General features: G+C 68.5%; 19 protein-coding genes. 17 read left to right on the forward strand and 2 right to left on the reverse strand.

Annotated elements, in window-relative coordinates; all coding sequences use genetic code 11:
• The first annotated feature begins 1 nt into the window (after position 1).
• From ACWGCN_RS11240 to ACWGCN_RS11255, 4 genes are read left to right on the forward strand one after another with little or no spacing between them, the layout of a single operon-like run.
• Positions 2-1,258, forward strand: a complete 1,257-nt coding sequence (locus ACWGCN_RS11240; protein WP_387444264.1) for a glycosyltransferase — start codon at positions 2-4, stop codon at positions 1,256-1,258.
• Positions 1,255-2,208: an ATP-binding cassette domain-containing protein gene (locus ACWGCN_RS11245; RefSeq protein ID WP_378991975.1), complete on the forward strand. Its 954-nt coding sequence runs from the start codon at positions 1,255-1,257 to the stop codon at positions 2,206-2,208. Before ACWGCN_RS11240 ends, ACWGCN_RS11245 begins: the two co-directional genes overlap by 4 nt.
• Positions 2,209-2,237: 29 nt before the next feature.
• A complete protein-coding gene (locus tag ACWGCN_RS11250) occupies positions 2,238-3,053 on the forward strand; it encodes an ABC transporter permease (RefSeq protein ID WP_452457662.1) in 816 nt (271 codons plus the stop codon).
• An 11-nt stretch (positions 3,054-3,064) separates the two neighbouring features.
• Entirely contained in the window at positions 3,065-4,441 is a 1,377-nt protein-coding gene (locus ACWGCN_RS11255) for a hypothetical protein (RefSeq protein WP_452457663.1), read from the forward strand.
• A gap of 4 nt (positions 4,442-4,445) precedes the next feature.
• On the opposite strand, the gene ACWGCN_RS11260 is transcribed toward ACWGCN_RS11255, so the two are convergent.
• Positions 4,446-4,844, reverse strand: a complete 399-nt coding sequence (locus tag ACWGCN_RS11260; protein ID WP_378991972.1) for a DUF779 domain-containing protein — start codon at positions 4,842-4,844, stop codon at positions 4,446-4,448.
• Between the two features lie 157 nt (positions 4,845-5,001).
• Here ACWGCN_RS11260 and ACWGCN_RS11265 point away from each other — a divergent pair, with 157 nt between their 5' ends.
• From ACWGCN_RS11265 to ACWGCN_RS11295, 7 genes are all read left to right on the forward strand, one after another.
• Positions 5,002-5,997, forward strand: a complete 996-nt coding sequence (locus tag ACWGCN_RS11265; RefSeq protein WP_452457664.1) for an MsnO8 family LLM class oxidoreductase — start codon at positions 5,002-5,004, stop codon at positions 5,995-5,997.
• A gap of 382 nt (positions 5,998-6,379) precedes the next feature.
• Positions 6,380-7,429: a 3-oxoacyl-ACP synthase III family protein gene (locus ACWGCN_RS11270; protein WP_378631287.1), complete on the forward strand. Its 1,050-nt coding sequence runs from the start codon at positions 6,380-6,382 to the stop codon at positions 7,427-7,429.
• 8 nt (positions 7,430-7,437) lie between these two features.
• Positions 7,438-8,337, forward strand: a complete 900-nt coding sequence (locus ACWGCN_RS11275) for a hypothetical protein (protein WP_452457665.1) — start codon at positions 7,438-7,440, stop codon at positions 8,335-8,337.
• The gene (locus ACWGCN_RS11280) at positions 8,334-9,992 is read left to right on the forward strand and encodes a fatty acid CoA ligase family protein (RefSeq protein WP_452457666.1); all 1,659 of its coding nucleotides are present in this window, start codon (positions 8,334-8,336) and stop codon (positions 9,990-9,992) included. Before ACWGCN_RS11275 ends, ACWGCN_RS11280 begins: the two co-directional genes overlap by 4 nt.
• Positions 9,989-11,032: an NAD-dependent epimerase/dehydratase family protein gene (locus tag ACWGCN_RS11285; protein ID WP_379312617.1), complete on the forward strand. Its 1,044-nt coding sequence runs from the start codon at positions 9,989-9,991 to the stop codon at positions 11,030-11,032. Before ACWGCN_RS11280 ends, ACWGCN_RS11285 begins: the two co-directional genes overlap by 4 nt.
• 77 nt (positions 11,033-11,109) lie before the next feature.
• Entirely contained in the window at positions 11,110-12,312 is a 1,203-nt protein-coding gene (locus tag ACWGCN_RS11290) for a peptide synthetase (protein WP_452457667.1), read from the forward strand.
• A gap of 52 nt (positions 12,313-12,364) precedes the next feature.
• A complete protein-coding gene (locus ACWGCN_RS11295) occupies positions 12,365-12,526 on the forward strand; it encodes a hypothetical protein (protein WP_378631280.1) in 162 nt (53 codons plus the stop codon).
• Positions 12,527-12,963: 437 nt separating this feature from the next.
• Here ACWGCN_RS11295 and ACWGCN_RS11300 read toward each other — a convergent pair whose 3' ends face one another.
• Positions 12,964-14,418: a PLP-dependent cysteine synthase family protein gene (locus ACWGCN_RS11300; protein WP_452457668.1), complete on the reverse strand. Its 1,455-nt coding sequence runs from the start codon at positions 14,416-14,418 to the stop codon at positions 12,964-12,966.
• A 277-nt stretch (positions 14,419-14,695) separates the two neighbouring features.
• Here ACWGCN_RS11300 and ACWGCN_RS11305 point away from each other — a divergent pair, with 277 nt between their 5' ends.
• The 6 genes from ACWGCN_RS11305 (at position 14,696) to ACWGCN_RS11330 (ending at position 20,988) form a co-directional block, all read left to right on the forward strand.
• On the forward strand, positions 14,696-15,436 hold the full coding sequence (locus ACWGCN_RS11305) for an IclR family transcriptional regulator (protein ID WP_452457669.1): 741 nt from the start codon (positions 14,696-14,698) through the stop codon (positions 15,434-15,436).
• Positions 15,437-15,758: 322 nt separating this feature from the next.
• Positions 15,759-16,841: an ABC transporter substrate-binding protein gene (locus ACWGCN_RS11310; RefSeq protein ID WP_452451414.1), complete on the forward strand. Its 1,083-nt coding sequence runs from the start codon at positions 15,759-15,761 to the stop codon at positions 16,839-16,841.
• Positions 16,838-17,701, forward strand: a complete 864-nt coding sequence (locus tag ACWGCN_RS11315; protein WP_452457671.1) for an ABC transporter ATP-binding protein — start codon at positions 16,838-16,840, stop codon at positions 17,699-17,701. Before ACWGCN_RS11310 ends, ACWGCN_RS11315 begins: the two co-directional genes overlap by 4 nt.
• The gene (locus ACWGCN_RS11320) at positions 17,694-18,590 is read left to right on the forward strand and encodes an ABC transporter permease (RefSeq protein WP_452457672.1); all 897 of its coding nucleotides are present in this window, start codon (positions 17,694-17,696) and stop codon (positions 18,588-18,590) included. Before ACWGCN_RS11315 ends, ACWGCN_RS11320 begins: the two co-directional genes overlap by 8 nt.
• Positions 18,591-18,603: 13 nt before the next feature.
• Complete coding sequence (locus ACWGCN_RS11325; RefSeq protein ID WP_378991958.1) at positions 18,604-19,944, forward strand: LLM class flavin-dependent oxidoreductase; 1,341 nt, start codon at positions 18,604-18,606, stop codon at positions 19,942-19,944.
• A gap of 108 nt (positions 19,945-20,052) precedes the next feature.
• Positions 20,053-20,988 (forward strand): TauD/TfdA dioxygenase family protein, encoded by a 936-nt coding sequence (locus tag ACWGCN_RS11330; RefSeq protein ID WP_387444240.1) that lies wholly within the window; start codon positions 20,053-20,055, stop codon positions 20,986-20,988.
• The last annotated feature ends 63 nt before the right edge of the window (positions 20,989-21,051 follow it).

Raw genomic sequence — 21,051 nt, forward strand, 5'->3', positions numbered from 1 at the left:
AATGCGTGCACTGCTGGCCTTCACCGGGAGCCGGGGCGACGCCCAGCCCGGCATTCTTCTCGCTCGCGAGCTACTGGCTCGCGGGCACTCGGTGACGCTCGCACTCTCGCCCAATCTCGTCGACTTCGCCACCGCGCACGGCGTCGCCGCCGTCGGTTTCGGCCGCGACAGCGCCGAACTGCTGCGCACCCAGCACGACGATCACCGCTTTCGCAGCCCGAATCCGCGACAGCGGGTGCGCGCGGTGCTGGATCTGCAACGGCGCGGAGTCGTCGAAGCGGTGCGCGATCTGCTCGTGCTCGCCCCCGGTCACGATGTGCTCGTGACCGGGATGGCGGGCGAGGAGGCGGCCGAGAAGGCCGCGCGACGCGTCGGGTTGCCGCTGGCCGCGGTGCACTTCTTTCCGATCCATCCGAATCGATCGGTCCCCGTGGTCCCCACCGCGTGGGGCGCCCGTATTCCGAAGGCGCTCAACCGGCGGATCTGGTCGGCGCTGCGCTGGGCACGCGACGCCGCGCTGGAACAGCCGCTGTCGGAGTTCGGGATCGTCGAACATCAACTGCCCGATCGGGTGTCGATCCAGGCCTATGACGTCGACCTGTTTCCCGGGCTGGCCGCCGAGCTGCCGGATCGACACCCGGTGACCGGCTTCGCCGTCGATGCCGACGGATTCCTCAGCGCTGCGGCCGATCCCGCGCTGACCGCGTGGCTCGACGCCGGTTCGGCGCCGATCTATGTCGGCTTCGGCTCGATGGCGGTCGACGACCCGGCCGCGCTGGTGGCGATGTTGCGCGCGGTCTGCGCCCGTCGTGGTCGCAGGCTGCTGCTGGCCGCGGGGTGGGCGGGCATCGCACCTGTCCTGTCGCCCGAGATGGCCGTCGTCGAGCAGGTCGATCACGCGTCGGTGTTCGCGCGCTGTATCGCCGCGGTACACCACGGCGGCGCGGGCACCACCGCCGCCGCACTGAGAGCCGGTGTCCCGCAGGTGATCTGCGCGATCCAGGCCGATCAGCCCTATTGGGGCCGGGCACTGGAACGGCTCGAGATGGCGGGTACCGTGCGTGCCGCCGAGCTCACCGAGGACGGGCTCACCGCCCTGCTCGATCGCGTCGCGGACCCGGACGTGGTCTCGCGAGCGGCCGCGTACGCCGGCCGGTTCGCCGGCACCGGGGTGGCACGCGCTGCCGACGAGGTGGAATCCCTTGTCCCCCTGCCGTTCCCGAGTAGTTTGTCCATCCACGCCGGGAGGCCGCAGTGAGCACCGATATCGCCGTCCGCACCCGCGGTCTCGGTAAGTCCTACGGCGACTTCACCGCCGTCGGCAGCGTCGACCTCAGCATCGCGGCCGGATCGGTCTTCGCGATGCTCGGTCCCAACGGCGCGGGCAAGACCACCACCGTCCGCATGCTCGCCACATTGCTGCGACCCGACCGGGGCAGCGCCGAGGTATTCGGCTACGACGTGGTGCGCGAGGCGACCGCGGTGCGCTCGATGATCGGGCTCACCGGCCAGTACGCCTCCGTCGACGAAACCCTCACCGCCGGTGAGAATTTGCGATTGTTCGGACGGCTGCTCGGCCTGTCGCGGCGCGCTGCCGCCGACCGGGCCGAGCAACTTCTCGAGGAATTCGAGCTGTCGGCCGTCGCGCGCCGCAGCGTCAGCGCGTTCTCCGGCGGCATGCGACGTCGACTCGATCTGGCCGCGACGCTGATCACGGTGCCACCGCTGATCTTCCTCGACGAGCCGACCACCGGCCTCGACCCGCACACCCGCGACCGCATGTGGGGCATCGTGCGCGGACTGGTCGCCCGCGGGGCCACCGTGTTGCTCACCACCCAGTATCTGGAGGAGGCCGACGCACTCGCCGACCGGATCGCGGTCATCGACCGTGGCACGCTCGTCGCCGACGGCACTCCCGCCGAACTCAAGTCCTCGATCGGTGAGCAGGTGCTGCGCCTGGACATCCCCGACACCGCCGACCTGCGCCGGGCCGAGGCGCTGATCCAGGAGATCACCGGCGACGTCCCGGAAGGGTCGTCGACGGGGACGTTGACCGTGGCACTGCACGACGTCACGCGCGGCGCCGATATCGTCGCCGCCTGCCGCGCCGAGGGCATCACCCTGCGAGGTTTCGCAGTGGACCGGCCCGATCTCAACGAGGTGTTCCTGTCGCTGACCGGGCACGCGCGCACCGTGGACGCGGCATGAGCACCCTTCGCGAAAGTTCGAGGACCACCATGACCCACACGGTCGACAAGCCGCTCCAGGTGGTGCGCGCGCCGCGCGTGACCCGTGTCGGTCCGCTTGCCGCCCTGCGGCATTCGCTGATGATGGCCTGGCGCGGACTGCTCACCTTCCGGCACAGCCCGCAGCTGCTCTACGACGCCATTCTGCTGCCGATCGTCGGTCCGGTGCTGTTCGGCAGCATCTTCGGCACCGCCATCGCCGGCAGCATGGCGGCGTATCTGCCGATCATGATCCCCGGCGTGCTGGTCCAGATCGTGCTCACCTCCTCGGTCGCCACCGGCGTGCAATTGTCCGAGGACATCCACTCCGGTGTCTTCGACCGTTTCGTCGCCATGCCGATCGCCCGGTCCGCCCCGGTTGCCGGGGCATTGCTGGCCGGGGCCGTGCGCTACCTGATCGCCGCGACCACTGTGGTGATCGTCGGCTTCTGCATGGGCTACCACCCCGCGCACACCGCCGGATTCCTGGCGGGCGCGGTGCTGGTCGTGTTCGCCACCACCGCCATCAGCTGGTTGTTCGCGTTCATCGGTGCCACCATCGCCCGCCCCGCCGCCGTGCAGGGCATGTCCATGCTGGTGCTCACCTTTCTCGGCTTCGCCTCCAATGCGCTGGTCCCCGAGGAATCGATGCCGAGCTGGATGCGGCACGTCTCGGACCTGAATCCGGTGTCCTACCTGGTCTCTGCCGTACGCACCCTCGCCGCGGAGGGCACCGTCGGCGCCGATGCCTGGTGGTCGCTGGTCGCCTCGGTGGTCGTGGTCGCTGTTTTCGCGCCGCTGACCGTGCGCACTCTCCGTTCCCGCTAAGGAGCCATTCGATGACTGTCATCGCCCCCGCTGTCGCGGTGTCCACCGACCTCAACCGGATCACCGCCGACGACGATCTGTTCTTCAAACTGCACAGCCTCTACCCGAACGCCCTGGTCAACCAGCTGGCGTACCGCTTCGACAGCGCGTTGAGCCGGGATCTGCTCGCCGACTGGCACGCGCACCTGGCGACCGGGTTCATCGCGCGCCGGGTCCGCACCACGCGCTTCCCGATCGCGCGTGCGCACTGGGAGCCCGCCACCGAATCACTGCCGCTGCGCTGGTCGGACACCCCGATTCCCGAGGAGCGGGTCCTCGACTGGTTCCTCGAGCAGGCCGCCGTCGAGTTCGACCCCGAGCGCGGGCTCGTGTGGCAGCTCGCGGGTGCGCCGCTCGCATCCGGTGGCACCGTGGTCACCTTGGTCGCCTCGCACGTGGCGTGCGACGGCGGCGCCATGATGCACGCGATCGTCGATTCCCTGGACCGGCTCAACCGCGGCGAGACACCCGACCGCCGCACCAGCGCGGGCAGGCTCGTCGGTCCGGTCGCGGGCGCGGGCCGCTTCGCCGCCGATCTCGCCGATGCGCGTAGCCAACTCGGTGCCGTCGCCCGTGGCGTCCGGGCGGCACGCCGCGCCCGCGGTGTCAGCGAACCCGCCCGCAATCCGCGCCCGGCGGCGCCGCGGCTGCCCCATGCCGACACCTGGCAGGCGGCCGAGGCCATCGTTCAGCTCGATCTCGCCGAATGGGACGCCGTGGCCACCGCGCACGGCGGCACCACCAACGGCCTGCTGATCGGTGTCGCGGTCGGGCTGCTCGGTCGCAGTGGCCGCGTCGCCGACGGCGCCGAGGTGCGCGTCGACATTCCGCATTCGATGCGCGAGGCCGACGACCCACGCGCCAACGCCACCACCGGGCTGCCGATCAGCGTCGGCTACCGGGCGGGCGAACGCGCCGATCTGCCCGCGATCCGCGCCGCGCTCAAGGCGGCGGGCCTGGCCTATCGCGATCCGGCGACCATCCCACCCATCCAGCACCTGCAACCGGTGCAGATGCTGTTGCCCAAGGTGGTGCTGCACAAATTCGCGCGCACCGCCAAGGCGCCGGAATGCCTGTGCACCAACATGGGTCGCACCGCGCAGAACATCGCGGTCCTCGGATCACACCGCGCACGCGATGTGATCATGCGCCCGGTGGTCAATCCCGGTCCGGTCGAGTTGTTCCGCCAGGTAGAGGTCGGTGTCAATCTCGCGTTCTCCTGCGATGACGACACGGTGACACTCGTGGTGACCGGCGGCGACCCCGATCGTTTCCCCACCCGCGCGGCACTGCGCGAGCTACTGGCCGCCGAATTCGCGGACTGGGGACTGACGCCGCGGTTCTGGTGACGGGCTAGGAGGCTTCCTCGACGAAGTCGACGGCCGCCTCTGCCTTGTCGATCCGCAGCGCGAACCGGAATCCGCATGCCGTCTCGAGTGAGGCGGAGCCCGGCTGCGGACGGTTGCGTACCTCGATGCTGACATCGAGGTCGTCGAACCCGACGTGGAACCGGTCGGCCATCCACAGTTGGGTGTGCCACGCCGTCTGCCCGGCGAGGACATCGCCGGGCGCGGGCCGGAAGTCCCGCAGCCGCACACAGACCGGCGTGTACCCGTCGGTGTCGGGCGCGAGGTACAGCACCACCGGGCCGTGCATCTCGAGCAGCAGCCGCAGCACACGCAGCGCATCATCGCTGGCCTCGACCGCACGGTGGCGATGATCTACCTTGCGGCCGTTGGGATGTCGAACCATAGTGCGCTCCTCGCAGTTTTCTCGCCGGTGATCGTGCTCGGGGCAACTATCGTTGCGAAAGGTTGGTCCAGGGTTGGTACCGGTCCAAACCTGCGAAGATCACCCGCGCGTGTCACCGCCACGGAATCACCGCGTGTCTGCGACGTTGACTACTGATATGGCACTCGAATCGGTTCGCTTCTCGATCCTGGACCGCTCACGCGTGCGGCGCGGGCAGGACCACGCCGATGCCCTGCGCGAGACGGTCGCGTTCGCGGTCCTCGCCGAGCAGTGGGGCTACCACCGGTTCTGGGTCGCCGAGCATCACAGCGTTCCCGGTGTCGCCGGAACCGCGCCGACCGTGCTGGCGGCGGCGGTCGCGGCGGCCACCACGCGCATCCGCGTCGGCACCGGTGGGGTGATGCTGCCCAATCATCAGCCACTCGTGGTCGCCGAGCAGTTCGGCGTGCTCGGGTCGCTGTTCCCCGGACGAATCGACATGGGCCTCGGGCGTTCGGTCGGATTCACCGACGGCGTCCGCCGCGCGCTCGGCCACGGCCTCGACGACGCCGACGATATCGACGCACGCCTCACCGAGGTTCTGGACTACTTCGCGGTGGGCAGGCAGGGTGTGCACGTCCGCTCCGCGGAGGGCGCGGACGTCCCGGCGTTCCTGCTCGCCACCGGCTCCGGGGCCGAGCGCGCCGCACGATTCGGGCTGCCCCTGGTGATCGCCCCGATCGCGGGCACGCAGGCGATGGTTGACGCGATCGAGCGGTACCGCACCCTGTTCCAGCCCTCTGCTCGAGTCTCCCGCCCGTATGTCGTCGTCTCCGCGACGGCGATGATCGCCGACTCGACCGAGCAGGCGCACCGACTGCTGCTCCCGGAGGCCTGGTCGAGCGCCTACTCGCGCACGCACGGCGAGTTTCCCGCACTGATCCCACCCGAGGAGATCGACCCGGCGACGATGACCGACCGCCAGCGCCACCTGTTCGAGCAGGCGCTGGGCCACCAGATCCACGGCACCGAGGATCAGGTGGCCGAAGCATTGGAAAAGCTGGTGAACCGCACCGAGGCCGATGAAATCCTGGTCCACACCAGCACTTTCGATCGAGCGGCGCGTCTGGAATCACATCGGCGGCTGGCCCGCGTCGTGGGCCTGGGCGGCTAGTTCTCGCCGACAAAATTCGCGAGACCACTTGTACTCCGAAAACAAACCCGCCCGGCTCGCAATTTATTCGACGGTGTAAACAATCGTGAAGTGACTCACTGCGCGAGCACCGTTCTGCAGGACCACATCACCGCGGCGAGGCGGATCGGCCCGATAGCCGTACCATTGCCCACAGCCACACAAACGCCCTGGTCCAGGTGATCTGTGAGACTCGAGTGGATTGCCGAAGTTTCCGCAACACCGTGTCGCACAAACGATCTCGGACCGGCCAGTGCGCTGGATCACTGCACCCGATGCCGGCCGATGACCGGTATGGTTCGAGTCCACCGGCGCTCGAGATTCGTCCGGTAAACCATTCTTTCGACCGCATCCGGGAGCTCACGTGTCACAATCGCGTTTCGAATCCATCGGGGCATATCTTCCGTCGAACATCTTGTCCACCACCGAATTGATCTCCCGGTTGAAAACGCCGCCGTCGTTCGATCTGGAGCGCATCACCGGCGTGAAAGAACGCCGTGTGCGCGACACCCGCCCGGAGTCGGTCGAGGACTCGTTCACCCTCGCCGTGAACGCCGCGCGCGACTGCCTGTCGCGGTCGAGCTACGCGCCGGGCGAGCTGGACGTGATCATCTCGTGTTCGATCACCCGCAGCAACGACGGCACCCGCATGTACATGGAGCCCTCGTTCGCGTCGACGATCGCCAAGACCCTCGGCGCCGAACGCGCCATCACCTTCGACGTCTCCAACGCCTGTGCCGGAATGCTCACCGGCACCTACATTCTGGACCGGATGATCCGCTCGGGCGTGGTGCGCAACGGCATGGTGGTCAGCGGTGAGGCGATCACCCCCATCGCCGAGACCGCGGTGAACGAGATCACCGAGAAATACGATCTGCAGTTCGCCTCGCTGTCGGTGGGCGACTCCGGGTGCGCGGTCGTGCTGGACCGCGCGGTCGACGACGCCGACAAGATCCACTACATCGAATTGCTCACCGCCGCAGAACATTCACACCTGTGCCTCGGTATGCCCAGCGACAAGTCGTCGGGCGTCGCGCTCTACACCGACAACCGCAAGATGCACAACGAAGCGCGGTTCCTGCTCTGGCCCGACGCCCAGGGCAGTTTCCTCGAACAGCAGGGCCGCGACTTCGCCGGCGAGCAGTTCGACTACATCATCCATCACCAGTTCGGTGCTGCCGCAGTGCCCTACATCAACGCGGTCGCCGCGCGTGAGTTCGGCGCCGAGATGCCGCCGGACCTCAATGTGATCGAGAAGTACGGAAATACTTCGACCACATCACATTTCATCGTTCTGCACGATCAGCTCGCCGACGACAACATCGCGGCGGGATCGAAACTGCTCATGGTGCCCGCCGCGTCCGGTGTCGTCGCGGGATTCCTGTCCGCCACCATCTCCTCCCTGAAGGTCTGAGGTCAACAATGGGCATTCGCATCCGAGCCACGGGCACGAGCAGGTCGACCGACACCCACAGCGTCGTCACCCACAGCGGGCGGGCCGCCGCACAATGTCTGGAGCAGGCCGGCGTCCGCCCCGACCAGGTCGGCGTGCTGATCAATACCGGCGTGTTCCGCGACTCGAACACCGTGGAACCGGCGGTGGCCGCGCTGATCCAGAAGGCGGCGGGTATCGGGCTCGACTACACCAGGACCGATCCGCGGACCTTCTCCTTCGACCTGATGAACGGCGCGGTCGGCGTCGTCAACGCCGTACAGGTGGCGGGCTCGGTCTTGGCGACGGGCAGCACCGAGCACGTTCTGATCGTCGCGGGCGACACGCACCCGTCGATGACCCGGTCGAGCGCCGACGCCGACTTCCCTTACGCCACCTCGGGTGCCGCGCTGCTGCTCGAGCAGGTCGACGACCCCGAGGGCTTCGGCCCGGTGTACACCGCGACCGCACCCGGCACTGCCGCGGGACAGGCCTACGTCGACACGGCCGCCATGGGCACCGTCGGGCGAACGCTGATGACGATCGAACGCGAACCCGACTTCGAGGACCGCATCCTCGCGGTGGCCACCGAGGTCGCGCACTCCGCGCTCGCCGACTTCGAGGGCGCCTTCGTCGCGTTGATCGCCTCCACTCCGAGCCCGCGCTTTCCCGGGCGCCTGGCCGAGGCGCTCGGCATCGACCAGGACGCGGTACGGGTGCCCGACCTGTCCGACGGCGACCCGCACACCGCCGCACTGCCGCTGGCCTACGCCCGCGCGAGCGCCGAGGGTACGCTCGCCGGCTACACCCACGTGCTGTTCGTCGCCGCGGGCGCGGGCCCGTCCGCCGCCGCGACGCTGTACCGGCTCCCCGCGGAGACCACCGCGTGACGACGGCGACCTACTGGGCCACGATCGACCGCTTCCGCACGCTCGCCCGCGAGGAGCCCGACCGCGAGGCGGTCATCTATCCCGGCGGCACGACCGCCGACGGGCTACCCGACTACCGCGACATCACCTATCGCGACCTCGATCGCTGGTCCGACGCCATCGCCGAACATCTCACCGATTCCGGGGTGGGCAGCGGCACCCGCACGATCGTGCTCGTGCTGCCGAGCCCGGAGCTGTACGCGATCCTGTTCGCGCTGTTGAAGATCGGCGCCGTTCCGGTCGTCATCGATCCGGGCATGGGTGTGCGCCGCATGGTGCACTGTCTGCGCGCGGTCGAAGCGCAGGCGTTCATCGGGATCCCGCAGGCGCATGCCCTGCGGGTGCTGTTCCCGCGCAGTTTCCGGGGTGTGCGCACCACGCTCACCGTGGGGCGCCGCTGGTTCTGGGGTGGGCCGACGCTGGATTCGTGGACTCGCACCCCGTCCGGTGCGCCGCCCGAGCGGGTGCCCGCCGATCCGGACGAGTTGCTGATCATCGGATTCACCACGGGCAGTACCGGTCCCGCCAAAGCCGTCGAGCTGACGCACGGCAATCTCGCGGCGATGGTGGAGCAGGTGCACGCCGCCCGTGGGCACACGCCACCTGGCACTTCCCTGGTGACACTGCCGCTGGTGGGCGTCCTCGATCTGCTGCTCGGGTCGCGGTGTGTGTTGCCACCGCTGATTCCGAGCAAGGTCGGCTCGACCGATCCGGCGCACGTGGTCGACGCGATCGGGCGTTTCGGCGTGCGCACGATGTTCGCCTCGCCCGCGGTCCTCATCCCGCTGCTGGAACGGTTGCGCGCGCATCCGGTCGACCTACCGTCGCTGGCCAGCATCTTCTCCGGTGGCGCACCAGTTCCGCACTGGTGCGTCGCAGGGTTGCGCGAGGTCTTGCGCCCCGATGTCGAGATCTACGCCGGATACGGCTCGACCGAGGCGCTGCCCATGTCGACGATCGAATCGCGGGAATTGCTCGCCGGTCTGGTCGAGCGCGCCAAGAGCGGCGAGGGCACCTGCATCGGCCTGCCCACCGATCGAGTGCGTGTCCGGCTGCTCGCCATCACCGATGACCCCGTCGCGACCTGGGACGACACCGAAGAACTCGGCGCACGCGAGGTCGGCGAGATCGTGGTCGCGGGCCCGAATGTGAGTACGCGCTACTACTGGCCCGCGCAGGCCAACACCGCGGGCAAGATCAGCGATGGCGAGCAGATCTGGCACCGCACCGGTGATCTGGGATGGCTCGACGAGCAGGGCCGGATCTGGTTCTGCGGGCGCAAGAGTCAACGGATCACGACCGCGCGTGGTCCGATGTTCACCGTGCAGATCGAACAGGTCTTCAACGCGGTCGCCGGAGTTACGCGCACGGCGCTGGTCGGTGTCGGCGCTCCCGGCGCCCAGCGTCCGGTCCTGTGCGTGGAGCTCGAACCCGGCGCGGACGCGGTGGCCGCACTCACGCGATTGCGGACGCGCGCCACCGAATTCGACACTCTCGCTCCGATCGCCGAATTCCTCGTACATCCGCGCTTCCCGGTCGATATCCGGCACAACGCCAAGATCGGCCGCGAACAACTCGCCCGCTGGGCCACGAAGAAACTGGACTCGCGACGATGAAGATCCTGGTCACCGGCGCGTCCGGATTCCTCGGCGGCGCCATCGTGCGGGCGCTGGTCGCGCAGGGCTCCCACGATGTCTCGATCCTGGTGCGGCGCAGCAGTATTCTCGACGATCTCGGTCCAGCCGTGGAGCACGTCACACTCGTCTACGGGGACCTGGCCGACGCGGCGTCGCTGAGCCGGGCCACCAGCGGCATGGACGCGGTGATCCACAGCGCCGCGCGGGTCGACGAACGCGGCACCAGGGACCGCTTCTGGACCGAGAACGTGCGGGCCACCGAGCTGCTCCTGGATGCGGCGCGGCGCGGCGGCGCAGGCCGGTTCGTTTTCATCTCGAGTCCGAGTGCCCTGATGGAGCGAGACGGCGGCGATCAAGTCGACGTCGACGAGTCGCTGCCGTATCCGAGCCGCTACCTCAATCACTACTCCGAAACCAAGGCCGCGGCCGAACGCGCCGTACTCGCCGCGGACACAGCGGAATTCACGACCGTGGCGCTGCGACCGCGAGCGATCTGGGGCGCCGGAGACCGATCGGGGCCGATCGTTCGATTGCTCGATCGCACCGCCGCGGGCTCGCTGCCGGACCTGTCCTACGGTCGCACCGTCGAGGCCTCGCTGTGCCACGTGGACAATATCGTGCACGCCTGCCTCCTGGCGGTGCGCTCGGACACGGTGGGCGGCAAGGCGTATTTCATCGCCGATGCCGAGAAGACCGATGTCTGGGGGTTCCTCGGTGAAGTCGCCACGCGACTGGGCTTCCAGGCCCCGGCGCGCCGGCCCAACCCGCGGGTGCTCGCCGCCGTCGTCGCGACCATCGAAACGATCTGGCGGATACCGGCGGTGGCCGATCGCTGGTCGCCTCCGCTGTCGCGCTACGCCGTCGCGCTGATGACACGCACCGCCACCTACGACACCGGTGCGGCTCGCCGCGATCTCGGCTACGTGCCTGTGGTGGATCGCGAGACCGGTCTGGCCGGATTCCTGGCGTGGCTCGACGAGCAGGGCGGCATCGAGGTGCTCGCCGAGAACCTTCGATAGTTCGCGGCCACCGTCACACCCGCCACGACACCTTCGGCACGGCCCGCGCGGCACCGACGACGCCCCAGGAGGCAATCATGAACGGCAGCAAGGTTTTCCGTCGTCCGGTGACGACCACCGAGCGGATGTATTTCCCCATGCGCGAGCTGGCCCCGCCCTTCCTCATGCAACTGGTGGTTCCCGGTGAGGGCAACATCGACCCGGATGCATTGCGCACAGCGGTAACCACCGCCGCGGCGGCCACCCCCGGTGCGCGACTGCGGCGGCGCGGCAACGAGTGGGTCGACAGTGACATCGCCCCGGCCGTGCGCGTTCTCGACCACCGGCTGAGCTACCCCGCCCTCGAGACCGATCCGGTCCTCACGGGCGCGATCGGACCGACCCCTGATGCCACCGTCGAGGTGCTGCTGCTCGCCGGCGCGCCGACCACGCTGATCTTCCGCGTCTTCCACGGCGTGATGGACGGCATCGGCATGGTGGCGTGGGTGACGAATGTGCTGCGCGCACTACGCGGTGAAGACCCAGTTCCCCAGCCCGATCCGATCGCCGACCAGGAACTCGTCGCGAGAATCGGCGCTCCCGGCAGGCCGACTCCGATGGTTCCGCGCTACCGCACCGCCGTCGGCCGAGGCCGGCAGCGCCGCGATCTCGCGCCGCATCTGCTGCGTCATCGCCGGATCGCGGCCGCTGGTTCCGGCGCGTTGGCCCGCGTCTGTGCCCTGCTGGCCGCCGAGACTGCCGGCACCTCGCGCATCATGATGCCCGTGGATCTCCGTCGCCACGACCCGGCGCTGCGCTCCACCGCCAACCTCGCGCTACCGCTGTTCCTCGATATCGAGCCCGGACGCGACTGGATCTCGATCAAAGACCAGATCAAGGCCGGTTTGCACGAACGGCGCGAGCTGAATCAGCTGGCCAGCACCCGCATCACCCTGGTCCCCGACCCGATCAACCGCGGCGTGCTGCGCACCACGAACTGGCTCGGCGCCCGCCTCGGCCGAAACCTCGCCTCGGCCACCGTCTCCCATATGGGCCGCTTCACCGCCGACGAACTCGCCGTCCCCGGCTTCCGCCCGACCGGACTGTTCGTCCTGCCCCAGCACAGCATCGCCATGCCCCTGCTGTTCGGGCTGACCGAGTTCGACGGCCACACCGACCTGACCGTGTCGGCACGCAACGGCGTGGGCATCGAGGCCCGCCTCGAAGCCCTGCTCGATCGCATCGTCGCCATGCTCGAAGCCGACCTTCCCGCACCGAGCCCGGCAGACCGGCAGCGGTAGCCACCCGCCCGACTCCGGCGACCAGGTCGCTATCGCGACTATCCTGGACACCGTGGGCATCATCGGTGAACTCTTCCCAGGCAAGAAGCTGCAGAACGAGGGCAGCGGCGACTCCAACGGTCAACCCCACCTCGACTTGGACCTCGAAGCAGGCGTCATCCGGGTCTCCGGCGCCACTACCGCGCCCCCGACCGACGACGAACCCGACGCCTGACCTGCCACCGTCGGTCCGCGTGACCGGCTCGGCAGTGCGTTGTCGTTCGCGGGCCACTCGATCGACGCGACCGTTCTGACATGCCGTCTCTGGGCCGGGCCGGCGCTCGCATGCGCCGCGGTCGCCTCGCGAGTCACTAACCACCGAGGAAGGCCGTCCAAGCGAGCATCGAAGCGGCGAGCGCGTTCTCCCATTCCGGTTCCCGCTCCCATGGTTCGTCGCGCGATCCCGAAGGCGGAATCGCCCGCCGATTCGGGGTCGAGGCGGCGACCGGATCCCTCCATCGGCGCCCACCCCAGCGGGGGTGGTCGCCGCCCATCGCTACCGTCGCCATCACTGCGCCGAGGAAGCGTCGGCGGCCGGATGCGCGCGTCGGCCATGGACGGAGGCCACCGCGGACACACCGAGCGCCCCCAGCGCGGCCCGTGTCATGGGTCTCATGACGCCTCCGCGCGCACGAGTGCGGCGACGAACGCAGCAGCGTCGACCCCACCGACCACGCGGCCCTCGTGCACGATCAGCACCTCACCGTGATAGTCGGCGAGCCGTGTCACCGCGGCTCCCACCGGCTCGGTGGTGCCGGCGAAGGCCGGCGGCGGATCCAGGTGCGCGCCGATCGGATCCTCGTCCGGAGCGCCGACGAGGCGCGCCTGCGTTGCGGTACCCAGCACCTCGGCGACCACCACCGGCCCCGCGGTCTGCCGGGCGAGGACGACCGGAAGAGATCGTCGCGAAGCCAGTTCTCGGCGGACCGACGCCACGGTCGTTGTCGACGGGAGCAACCGCGCCTCGGCGAGCACCGACGAACCCGCCCCGACCGACCGGGCTCCCTCGACCACACCGAGCGCCGAACCGACCGTCAGCTCACCATGGGCCGCGAGCAACGGAAATCCGTACTGCCCGAGCCAACCGTCGTCGAAGTACTTCGACAGGTATCCGCGTCCCGAGTCGGGCGCGATCACCACCACCACGTCCTCGGGCCCGAGCGCGCGGGCCACCCGCAGCGCCGCGGCGATCGACGTGCCGGAGGAACCACCGAGCAGCAGGCCTTCCTCCTTGGCCAGCCGGTGCAGCACTCGGAGCGATTCCCCATCGGAGATCCGCTCGACACGATCGATCACCTCGGTGTGGTAGGACTGCGGCCATTCGTCGAGCTCGGTGTCGGGATGCCGGTAGTGGCCCACCGACTCGACATACCAGGCACGACCGTCACCGCCGCCGTACACCGATGTCTCGGGATCGACGCCGACGACCTGGACCCGGCCGCCCGAGACCTGCTTCAGGAATTCCCCTGTGCCACTGACGGTTCCGCCGGTGCCGATGCCCGCGACAAAGTGGGTGACGCCGCCGCCGGTCTGCGCCCAGATCTCGGGACCGGTGGTTTCACGATGAGCGGTGGGGTTGGCCGGGTTGTCGTACTGGCCCGCGAACCAGGCACCCGGGATTTCCTCCGCGAGCCGCAGCGCGACACTGCGCAGGTGCTCGGGGTGCCCGACCGGACGGCCGCCGGGTGTCACATGCACCTCGGCGCCATAGGCCCGCAGCAGCGCGATCTTGTCGCGGCTCGACTTGTCCGGCACGACCACCACCGTGCGATAGCCGCGCGCCGCCGCGATGGCGGCCAAGCCGATGCCGGTGTTGCCGGAAGTCGCCTCCACCACGACCCCACCGGGCCGCAACTCCCCCGCGGCCTCGGCCGCGTCGAGCATGAACAGCGCCGCCCGATCCTTCACGCTCCCCGCGGGATTGAGATATTCGAGCTTCACATACACCGTGGCGGCGATGTCGTCGGTGATCCGGTTCAACCGGACCAGCGGGGTGTGCCCGATGGCCTGGTCGATGGAATCGAACACCGTGGCGGTGCGCACGGTGTGGTCGATGTCGATGGTCATGCGTCCGAACTTCCTGTTTCGCCGAGCGACCGCGGCACTACACACCGCCGTCGCAGATAGTCGGGGTCGAAACCGCTTTCTCCGAGCACAATTCAGCGCGGACCCTCGGCCGCGCGTGCACATTCCAGATTCCTCGCCACCGCGCCGCGTCGACAGGTTTGTTCTCACCCGGATTCGATCGGCGCCTCGTGAATTACTCGCACCGGTGCGCCGAATCATTGCGCCTGGACAGCGTGGTGGCGATAGTTCTCGGCACGTCGTCGACCAGGAGGCCGCCATGACCGCGACCGAACCACCCCGCTCCGGCGCACAAGCCGTCGACCGTGCCGTGTACGTGTTGAACTGCTTTCAGGGCGGGGACCCCGAATTGTCGCTGAGCGAATTGGCGCAGCGGGCCGGGCTCCCGGTGAGCACCACCTTCCGGCTGGCGCAGGCGCTGGTGCGCGGCAGGCTGCTGGAGCAGGACCCGGCAACCGACCGCTACCGGATCGGACACGGACTGGCGTGCCTGGCCCGTCCCGCGCTGTCACGGCTCGGGCTCGACGACGCGGCGCCGCACCTGTACGCGCTGGCCGCCGGCATCAAGATCACCGTCAGTCTCAGTGTCGCCGATGCCGACGAAGCCCTCACAGTGTTCCAGGCCAGGCCACCGATCCATTTCTGCCACAACCAGATTCCGCAGGAGCGGCGACCGTTGAGCACCAGCGCGGTCGGTCACGCGCTGCTCGCGCATGCCTCGGTGGGACTCGACCGCGGCAACGGCGAACTCTTCGACACCATTCGCCGACGTGGGTTCGCCATCGAGGAGATCGACAGCGACGAACCGATCCGCGCGATCGCCGTCCCGGTCCACGGTCCGGATCGGCAGGTGTGGGGTGCGATCGGTGTGCAGGCGCGCGCGGTACGTCTGGATCGCGATCTCGTTCGTGCCGTACTGCCCGCCATGCACCAGATCGCGGTACGTATCGGTCCGTATTTCCATACCGCGGCCGCAGGTGAGGGATTCGACGCACCATGATTTTCACGATGTGGAAACAGTATTGCCGAGCCGTTATCTGTTGACGCACTATTGAATACAGGCGGCGTCCCCTACGCCGATCCCGCTCACGAAAGTCTCATCATGATCGAATCCCCCGCGCTCGTCCGCCGTCGTACGGTGGACTTGATGCGCCTGTCCCCCGGATTCTGTCGCAGCTGAAACAGCGGCGGCATTCCTCCGTCGCCGATCTCCACTTTCTCTCATACCCGTTGATCCGCCCTTCGTGTGCGGATCGTCGCGGCGTGCGCCCCTGGTGGCCCGTCGCGTGGTCCTCCCACGCCGTAGAAAGAATTCGCGAACCATGTTGTCCAATACCTTCCGACGACGTCCGCTGCGTGCGCTCGCCGCCGCGCTCGTCGCACCCGCCGTTCTCGCGGTCGTCACCGCATGCGGCGGTACCGATGCGGTGACGACCGCCGACGGCAAGACCGTACTGCGCTACCAGGGACAGACCGGACAGGTCACACCGTACGAGCTCGCCGACAACCTGGGCTACTTCACCAAGATCAGCTTTCAGTGGGAGGGCGACACCACCAGTGGCCCGGCCAACATCCAGGCGGCCGCCACCAAGCAGGTCGAATTCGGTAGCGCGTTCAACGGCGCGGTGGTCAAGCTCGCCGCGGGCGGCGCGCCGGTGCAGGCTGTGCTCAGCTCCTACGGCTCCGATGCCAAGTCGTTCACCGGCTACTTCGTGCGCGACAACGCCGGCATCACCAACGCCCGTGACCTGATCGGCAAGAAGGTCGGCGTCAACACCCTCGGCGCGCACCACGAGTTCGTCACCCGCGAATGGCTGCACCAGCAGGGCCTGAGCGAGGCCGAGATCAAGCAGGTCCAGCTGATCGTGGTGCCGCCGGTCAACACCGAGGAGGCGCTGCGCAGCGGTCAGATCGACGTCGGCGCGCTCGGCAGCGTATTCCGGGAGACCGCCGTCGAGCGCGGCGGCCTGCACCCACTGTTCACCGACAAGGACATTTTCGGCGAGTTCGATTACGGCACCTACGTTTTCCGCAAGGACTACATCGCGCAGAATCCCGAGGCCGTCAAGGACTTCGTGCAGGGCACCGCGCGTGCCACCCGCTGGCTGCAGCTCACCCCGCGTGATCAGGTCGTCGCCAAGTTCACCGAGATCATCAACAAGCGTGGCCGCAACGAGAACCTCAAGCTGCTCGACTACTGGCGCAGCCCCGGCCTGCCGGTGCCCGGAGCGGTGATCGCGGACAAGGAGATCCAGATCTGGATCGACTGGCTCGAGCGCAACGGCGAACTGCCCAAGGGCAAGATCACCGCCAAGGACCTGTTCACCAACAAGGACAACCCCTACGCCAACGGCACCTACCAGCCGACGAGCGGCCCGACCGGAGAGGTGGTGGCCGCGAAATGACCGGCACCCCAGCCAAACTCGCGTTGCGATCGGTGGGCAAACAGTTCGCCGTGCGCGGCACCGACGAGAAGTTCACCGCGATCGACGACATCTCCATCGAGGTCGAAGCAGGCGAATTCCTCGTCCTGGTCGGGCCCAGCGGCTCCGGCAAATCCACGCTGCTCGATCTGCTCGGCGGGCTGAGCAAGCCCAGCTCCGGCCAGATCCTCCTGGACGGAGCCCCGATCACCGGTCCCGGCCTCGACCGCGGTGTGGTGTTCCAGCAGTACGCGCTGCTGCCGTGGCGCACCGCCCGCGCCAACATCCAGTTCGGCCTCGAAGCCAAGGGCATCGCTCGCAAGGAACGCAAGGCGATCGCCGAGCACTACCTGGAACTGGTCGGCCTGGCCGGCTTCGGTGACCGGTATCCGCACGAATTGTCCGGCGGCATGAAGCAACGAGTGGCGATTGCGCGCAGCCTGGCCTTCGATCCGGAAGTGCTGCTGATGGATGAACCATTCGCCGCGCTCGACGCGCAGACCAGAGAGTCGCTGCAGGACGAACTGCTGCGGATCTGGCGCACGACCGGCAAGACGATCCTGTTCATCACCCACGGCATCGACGAGGCGGTGTACCTGGGCCAGCGCGTCGCGGTACTCACCTCGCGTCCCGGCCGGGTGAAGGCCGTGATCGATATCGACATCGACCGCAGCGGCGAAATCGATGTCCGCTCCAGCGAACAGTTCCGCGACTACCGCCATCGGATCTGGACGGAACTGCAAAGCGAGGTGAGCCGGGCCCAGCGCCTCGAACTCGCCGCCGACGACAGCACGGCCGCCGCGGCGGTCGCGTCCACCGACAGGAGTCCCGCCCATGTCTAGCGCCGTCCCCCTGCTCGTCCGTCCCGTCGAAGTCGCCGCCGCCGAACCGGCCGCATCGCCGGTTACCCCCATCGCGGCAGCCGCTGCCCGCTCCACGCTCACCCGGGCGGCGGGCTCGGCGGGCAGCGCGGTGCTCCGCATCGCCAAACCACTGCTCGCCTTCGCATTGCTGCTCGGGGCGTGGGAGTTGGCGCCCCGGTTCGGCCTGGTCGACGAGGTATTCCTCCCGCCGTTCTCCACGGTGGTGCAGGCCTTCTTCGAGTTGGCGGGCAACGGCCAGCTGGCCGAACACACCTCGGCGAGCCTCACCCGCTCGGTCACCGGCTTCTCCTTCGCCCTGGTGATCGCCGTCCCGGTCGGCATCGCCATCGCCTGGTACAAGCCGGTATCGGATTTCCTCAATCCGGTGCTCGAACTGTTCCGCAACACCGCCGCGCTCGCGCTGCTGCCGGTGTTCGTGCTGATCCTCGGCATCGGCGAGACCTCGAAGATCGCGCTGATCGGCTACGCCACGTTCTTCCCGATCCTGCTCAACACCATCACCGGCGTGCGCACCGTCGACCCGCTGCTCGTGAAATCGGCGGTCTCACTGGGCTTCTCGCCACTGCGGTTGTTCCAGAAGGTGATTCTGCCCGCGGCGATCCCGTCCATCTTCACCGGCATCCGGATGGCCGCGGCGGGCTCGATCCTGGTCCTCATCGCCGCCGAGATGATCGGCGCGCGAGCCGGTTTGGGCTATCTCATCACCGCCGCACAGCAGAACTTCCAGATTCCGCAGATGTACGCGGGGATCGTCGCGATCTCGCTGATCGGTCTCGGTTTCAACTTCGCCCTCGTCGCGCTGGAACGCCGGCTCTCGCGCTGGCGCACCTCACCGACCAATGCCTGATCAGGAGATCACCATGGCTCGCAAGACTTTTCACCTGAACGCCTTCCTGATGGGCGTCGGCCACCACGAGGCCGCGTGGCGCCATCCCCGCACCGATGAACAGCGCGTACTCGATGTGCGCCACTTCCAGGAGCTGGCCCGCATCGCCGAGCGCGGCAAGCTCGACTCGGTGTTCTTCGCCGACACCCTCGCCGTGGGACCGCGGATCGAACGCAACACCCTCACCGTGTTCGAACCGATCACCCTGCTGTCGGCGATCGCCGCGGTCACCGAGCGGATCGGCCTGATCGCCACCGCGTCCACCAGCTACAACGAACCGTTCAATCTCGCACGCAAGTTCGCCTCGCTCGATCACATCAGCGCGGGCCGGGCCGGATGGAACATCGTCACCTCCGGCAATGTCGACGAGGCCTACAACTTCGGGCTCGACGCGATACCCGAGCATGCCCGCCGCTACGAACGCGCCGAGGAATTCGTCGACGTGGCGCTGGCACTGTGGGACAGCTGGGAAGCCGAAGCGATCGTGCTCGACACCGAGACCGGTGTCTTCGCCGACCCGAGCCGGGTGCACACCCTCGACTACGCGGGCGAACGGTTCCGTGTGCGCGGCCCACTGAACTCCCCCCGTGGACCGCAGGGTCGTCCGCTGCTGGTGCAGGCCGGGTCCTCGGAATCGGGCAAGGAGTTCGCCGCTCATCGTGCCGAAGCCGTGTTCACCGCCCAGCGCACCCTCGACGAGGGCGTGCAGTTCTACCGCGATCTCAAGTCGCGCCTGGCGAAATACGGTCGCGCCCACGACGACTTGAAGGTGCTGCCGGGCCTGGTGCCGTTCATCGCCGACACTGTCGAGGAGGCCAGGGCGCTCGAGCAGGAGTTCACCGACCTGATCTCGCCCGATTACGCACTGCGCCAACTGTCCTCGATGCTCGGCGTCGATCTCACCGCGCACGCGCTGGACGCACCGTTGCCGCCGCTGCCCGCCGAGAGCGAGATCGAGGGCGGCAAGAGCCGGTTCACGCTGGTCAAGCAACTCGCCGAGACCGAGGACCTCACGGTGCGTCAGCTCATCGGCAAGCTGGGCGGCGGCCGCGGTCACCGCACCTTCGCCGGCACCCCCGAACAGGTAGCCGATGAGCTGCAGAGCTGGTTCGACGCGGGCGCGGCCGACGGGTTCAACATCATGGCGCCCTACCTGCCCGGCGGCCTGGCGGACTTCGTGGACCGCGTGGTGCCGATCCTGCAGGAACGCGGACTGTTCCGCACCGATTACGAATCCACCACCCTGCGCGGCCATTACGGGCTCGCTCCGGTGGAAAGCCAGTTCGCCGAGCAGGACGCACGGGTGAGCGCCTGATGCGCGCCCGCCGACTCGATATCGAGTTCATGCGGGTGGTGAGCAGTTCCTGTCGGGAGTGAGGACTCCCGCACCCCCGCAACAGACTTCCCACGAAGGACCACCGACATGACCACCATCGAAAACCCCAGCGTCGTCACCGCTCTCGAGATCACCCCGGTCGCGGGCCACATCGGCGCCGAGGTGACCGGCGTCGACCTGCGCGAGGAACTCGCCGACTCCCAGGTCGACGAGCTCACCGCGGCGCTGCACCGGCACAAGGTGCTGTTCTTCCGCGACCAGCAGATCGGGCACACCGAACAGATCGCGTTCTCGCGCCGCTTCGGCGCGGTCACCCCGTCACACCCCTACGACGACGACGCGCCCACCGAGCACCCCGAGATCCTGGCTGTCGACAGTCGCCTCTACGAGAAGAAGTTCGGCCGCAAGAAGTTCAGCTACACCAACCAGTGGCACACCGACGTCTCGCCGCTGATCAACCCGCCCGCGGCCTCGATCCTGCGCGCCGAGATCGCGCCGGAGACCGGCGGCGACACCCAGTGGACCAACCTCGCCGCGGCCTACGCCGGGCTGCCGGAATCGCTGCGCACCTTCCTGGACGGGCTGCGCGCCGAGCACCGCTTCGGCGGCCGGATCCCGCCGTGGGAGGCGGGCAGCGAGTACGCCCGCAAGATCGCCGCCGCGCCGCTGGTGACCGAACACCCCGTCGTCCGCGTCCACCCGGTGACCGGTGAGCGCGTGCTGTTCGTCAACCCCGGCTTCACCACCAGGATCCTGGGGCTGACCCCGCCACAGAGCGATGCCCTGTTGCAGCTGCTGTTCGACGAGATCTCCCATCCCTCCTACACCGTCCGCTTCCGCTGGAGCAAGGGCTCCATCGCGTTCTGGGACAACCGCGCCACCGCGCATCTGGCCCCCAGCGACCTCGACCACCTCGACGTCACCCGGGTCCTCTACCGCACCACCCTCGAGGGCGACATCCCGGTCGGCGTCGACGGCCGGTCGTCCACCCCGATCGCCGGCGCGAAGTTCACCGGCGCCTGAGAACCGTTGCGGTGCCCGCGTCCTCGATGCGGGCACCGCATTCTCGGCCCTCGGTGGCCACCA

The sequence above is a fragment of the Nocardia sp. NPDC055050 genome, from assembly GCF_053608345.1.